At 64.9% G+C, this 4,063-nt stretch carries 4 protein-coding genes and 2 pseudogenes; 1 reads left to right on the forward strand and 5 read right to left on the reverse strand.

Going from position 1 to position 4,063, the window contains the following annotated elements:
- The 4 genes and pseudogenes from Q2M23_RS43185 to Q2M23_RS43200 all read right to left on the reverse strand — a co-directional run.
- Positions 1–167, reverse strand: a pseudogene (locus Q2M23_RS43185) (protocatechuate 3,4-dioxygenase subunit beta); the annotation flags it as partial.
- A 38-nt stretch (positions 168–205) separates the two neighbouring features.
- Positions 206–745, reverse strand: coding sequence for a DUF4863 family protein (locus tag Q2M23_RS43190; protein ID WP_168858248.1), 540 nt, complete (start codon positions 743–745; stop codon positions 206–208).
- Positions 746–758: 13 nt separating this feature from the next.
- Positions 759–1,487, reverse strand: coding sequence for a nitroreductase (locus Q2M23_RS43195; protein WP_316399457.1), 729 nt, complete (start codon positions 1,485–1,487; stop codon positions 759–761).
- Positions 1,463–2,692, reverse strand: a complete 1,230-nt coding sequence (locus tag Q2M23_RS43200; RefSeq protein ID WP_083714869.1) for an ABC transporter substrate-binding protein — start codon at positions 2,690–2,692, stop codon at positions 1,463–1,465. The genes Q2M23_RS43195 and Q2M23_RS43200 overlap by 25 nt, the downstream gene beginning before the upstream one ends.
- 232 nt (positions 2,693–2,924) lie before the next feature.
- On the opposite strand from Q2M23_RS43200, the gene Q2M23_RS43205 reads away from it, so the two are divergent.
- Entirely contained in the window at positions 2,925–3,902 is a 978-nt protein-coding gene (locus Q2M23_RS43205) for a LysR family transcriptional regulator (protein ID WP_076824662.1), read from the forward strand.
- Positions 3,903–3,910: 8 nt separating this feature from the next.
- On the opposite strand, the pseudogene Q2M23_RS43210 reads toward Q2M23_RS43205, so the two are convergent.
- Positions 3,911–4,063 (reverse strand): annotated as a pseudogene (locus Q2M23_RS43210) (protocatechuate 3,4-dioxygenase subunit alpha); the annotation flags it as partial.

A 4,063-nucleotide genomic window follows, 5' to 3' on the forward strand; every position in this document is an offset into this window, starting at 1 on the left:
TGCGCGCGCACGGTCTCATGACCATAGACCGGCCCGGTCAGCTCCGAGAGCGTGTGCCGCATCGGGATCAGCGGCTTTGAGGGTACGCGCTTGATCGCGCTGCGGTACGCCGGCGACAGGCGCGCCGGATGGACGCTGTTCGAAGCGACCGGATAGATCAATGTCATGCGTATTCTCCGGACCGGATTGCCGCCGGCGCCCAACGTCAGGCCGGCGCCTTGAAATCGTAGGAGATGCGCCCGGCCGGCAGATAAAATAGCGCGATGACCGCGCCGCCCCTGACCTCCGGATAGTGCAGGCTGCCGGGATCCGGCGCGGTCCAGCCCGGTCCCTGCCAGCCCTGCAGCCCCTTCAACTGCGCGCCCTTGTCGAGGGGAACGACGAGGTTGAGCTCGCCATAGGGGTGACCATGATATTGCCCGCGCAGCACGTCGTGATCGTCCTCGTCCTTGATGCGGCGCGGATCGGTGCTGTTCATGTAGACCGCGGTGATGCTGAACTGGAACGTCTCGGGGACCGGCTCGAGGATGCGGCTGCGCCGATAGTTCGGACCTTCCACCTCCTGGTTCGCCGCCCAGCCCTCCTCGACTCCCATTTTGATCAGGCGGGCCAGATCCTGGTACAGCGCGCTGTCCTCTCCATAGGTCTCGTTGAGCCATCGCTCCATCGCCGCGCTCGGCGTCATGTCCTTGACCTCGCGCAGAAACGGAATGCTGCGTTCGATAAGCTGTTCCCGGCTTCCCATGACTTTCTCCTGTCTAATCCTCGAAACCCTTGAAGGAGGCGAATGCCTCCAGTTCCGCGCGCGGCATCAGCCGCGTGCGTGACCGCTCCCTGGGGTGGCCCATCGAGATCCCGCAGGCCACCATCTGCTCGGCGGGGATCGACAGCAGCGGACGCAAGATCCGATGGAATCTGGCGAAGGTCTCCTGCGGACAGGATTGCAGCCCGCGTCCGACCGCCGCCAGCATCACGTTCTGGATGAACATGCCGAGATCGAGCCAGCTTCCCATCGCGAGACGCCGATCGATGGTGACGATCAACCCAACCGGCGCGCCGAAGAACATGAAGTTCTTTGCGGTCTGCCGGCTCCTCGCCTCAGCGTCGCTTTGCGCGATCCCGAGCGTGTCATAGAACAATCGCCCGAACTCCTGACGACGGCCGAGATACGGCTCGGGGAAAGCGCTGGCGTAGTATTGATATTCGGAGACGTGCTCGTTCGGCTCGTTCTCATACGCATCCAGCAGCGCAGCCGACACCTCGGTCTTGGCGACGCCGGCGAGCACGTAGACGTGCCAGGGCTGGATGTTCGCGCCGCTCGGCGCGAACCGCGCCACGCGCAGGATCTGCTCGATGGTCGATCGGGAGACCGGACTGCCGGAGAACTCGCGGCACGACAGCCGGCCGGCGATCACCTCGTCGATTGGATTGCGTGCGGCTCCGCACGCCACATCCCGGTCGATCACGACTTCTTCACGAGCGAGCATCCGCCGTCCTCCATCGGTCTGAAGGCCTCTTCACCCGGGATGGTGGCCAGCAGCTGGTAGTAGTCGAACTGGTATTTCGACTCTGCCGGCGACTTGACGCGGAACAGATACATGTCGCGGACCAGCCGGCCGTCGGGACGGATCCTGCCGTTGCGGGTCATGAAATCGTTGACCGGCAATTCGCGCATCTTGGCCGCGACCGTCGGCCCATCAAGCGTGCCGGCGGCTTCGACCGCCTTGAGGTAGTGCATGACAGCACCATAGGTGCCGGCGTGGATCATGGTGGGCACTTTCTTCGTCTTCTCGATGAAGCGCTTCGACCATGCCCGCGTCTCGTCGTTGAGGTCCCAGTAGAACGCCGAGCTCAGCATCAGGCCTTGCGCACTCTGCAGCCCAAGGCTGTGAATGTCGGCGATGAAGACGATCAGGCCGGCAAGCTTCTGCCCGCGCGTCACCCCGAACTCGCCGGCCTGCTTCACGGCGTTGATGAAGTCGCCGCCGGCGTCGGCGAGCGCGATCACGTCGGCCCTGGAGGCCTGCGCCTGCAGCAGGAAGGACGAGAAATCGGGCGTGTTGATCGGGTGTTTCACGGCGCCGACCACCTTGCCGCCGGTCGTGTCGATCACCTTGCGGCTGTCGGCCTCGAGCTGCGCACCGAGCGAATAGTCGGCCGAAAGAAAGAACCAGGACTTGGCGCCGAGGCGCGAAATCGCCTTCGTAGCCCCCTGCGACAGCGCGTAGGTATCGTAAGTCCAGTGGATGCCGGTCGGCGAGCACTCGTCGCCGGTCAGCCGGGACGTTGCCGCGCCGGTGGCGAGAAACAGCTTCTTCTTGTCGCGCGTGATGCCCTGCACCGCCAGTGCGACCGCGGAATTCGGGACGTCGAGGATGGCTTCGACGTTGTCGTTCTCCAGCCAGCGCCGGGCAATCGCCGAGCCGATATCCGCCTTGTTCTGATGATCGCCGGCAACGATCTCGATCGGGCGGCCGAGCACCTTGCCCTTGAAATCGTCCACCGCCATTTGCGCCGCGACCACCGAGCCCTGGCCGCCATTGTCAGCGTACAGCGACGACATGTCGGTCAGCACGCCGAGCCTGACCGGCCCGTTCTGTGCAATCGCCGACGTCGCCGTCGCCACCAGCATCAACGCCAGTCCGATTGATTTACGCGCGCCACTTCGGGCCAACATCACCCAGGCCTTCATCGCTTTTCTCCTCCCAACCCGGCGCCGGCAATCTTGGCCAGAACGCCGCGTTGCGGAAGTGAAAGTCTTGCAGAGTGATCCTGAACCGGCTTCAGATGGCAGGTGGTGACGACACGGCTATACGCTCGTGGAGAATCCGCTCGGTTGCATCCGCCAGATGCCTGGCCTTAACTGCCGTCGATCGCGGAATTTTGCCGAGGCGAGCGATCTGCCGTAGACGGGGACTCTCAACGTGTCCGTTTCCTTCAAGACCCTGGATCTGAATCTGCTCAAGGTATTCGACGCCGTCATGGAGGAGCGCAGCGTGCTGCGGGCCAGCCAGAAGGTCGCGCTGAGCCAGTCCGCTGTCAGCCACTCTCTGGCGCGGCTGCGCGAGATGCTGGATGACGACCTGTTCGTGCGCACGGCCACCGGCATGCAGCCGACCGCGCGCGCGTTGACGATGGCGCCGCAGGTTCGCCAGGCGCTGCGATCGCTGGAGGCCGCGGTCGAGCTGCCGACCTTCGCTCCAGCAGCCTCCACCAAGCCGTTCACGCTGGCCGCCAACGACTTCACGACGATGGTGCTGGCGCCGCCGCTCCTGAAGATCCTGGGCCGGGAAGCTCCTGCGATCGACCTCACCATCAAGCCGGTGACGCGGATCGATCTTGCCGAGCAGATCGACCTCGGCCGCATCGACGTCGCGATCGGCGTGTTCTCGTCGCCGCCGAGCCGTTTCCGCACGGCGCTGCTGTTCGAATATAATGATGTGCTGATCGTCGGCAAAAGGCGCAAGCTTGGCCGGCTCGACAAGGCAAAGCTCGCGACCTTGCCGTTGGTCGTGGTGTCCTTTGGCGGTGAGCAGGAAGGCGCGATTGGCGGCTTCATCTCCGAGCGCGGACTCGCCAGGCGTTCGGAGATGTACGATCGCCCCGCGCTCGAACGGGCGCTGTCCGACAGCGACCGGCCGCCGCGGATCGCGGTCTCGCTGCCGCACTTCCTTGCCCTGCCCGCACTGCTGATCGATTCCGAGTTGGCTGCGATCGTCCCGCGGCCGCTGGCGCGTGCACTCGAGCAGGCACATGCGATCACGACCTATGAACTGCCTTACACCACGACGCCCGTGGAGGTTCGGCTGCTCTGGCACGAACGCGTCGAGGACGAGCCTTCGCACGAATGGCTTCACGAGGTGCTCCGGCGCGCCACCGAAGAGCTGCGGCGCGGCGGCTAGCGGCCGGGCTAGACGTCGAAAAACACCGTCTCGTTGTCGCCCTGCAGATGGACGTCGAAGGTGTAGACGTTGCCCGCGCCGGCGTTGCGCCTGGCGATCAGCGTCGCGCGTCGATCGGCCGGCACCAGCGCCAGCGTGGAATCTGTGGCGTTGCCGGCTTC

This window comes from Bradyrhizobium sp. 33ap4 (assembly GCF_032654765.1).
In the GTDB taxonomy this organism is placed as follows: Bacteria; Pseudomonadota; Alphaproteobacteria; order Rhizobiales; family Xanthobacteraceae; genus Bradyrhizobium; species Bradyrhizobium australafricanum.

What these genes read in the sequence shown, in the direction of transcription:
- Q2M23_RS43190 (WP_168858248.1), bottom strand. Translation starts at nt 745, where the DNA reads ATGGGAAGCCGGGAACAGCTTATCGAACGCAGCATTCCGTTTCTGCGC.
- Q2M23_RS43195 (WP_316399457.1), bottom strand. Translation starts at nt 1,487, where the DNA reads ATGCTCGCTCGTGAAGAAGTCGTGATCGACCGGGATGTGGCGTGCGGA.
- Q2M23_RS43200 (WP_083714869.1), bottom strand. Translation starts at nt 2,692, where the DNA reads ATGAAGGCCTGGGTGATGTTGGCCCGAAGTGGCGCGCGTAAATCAATC.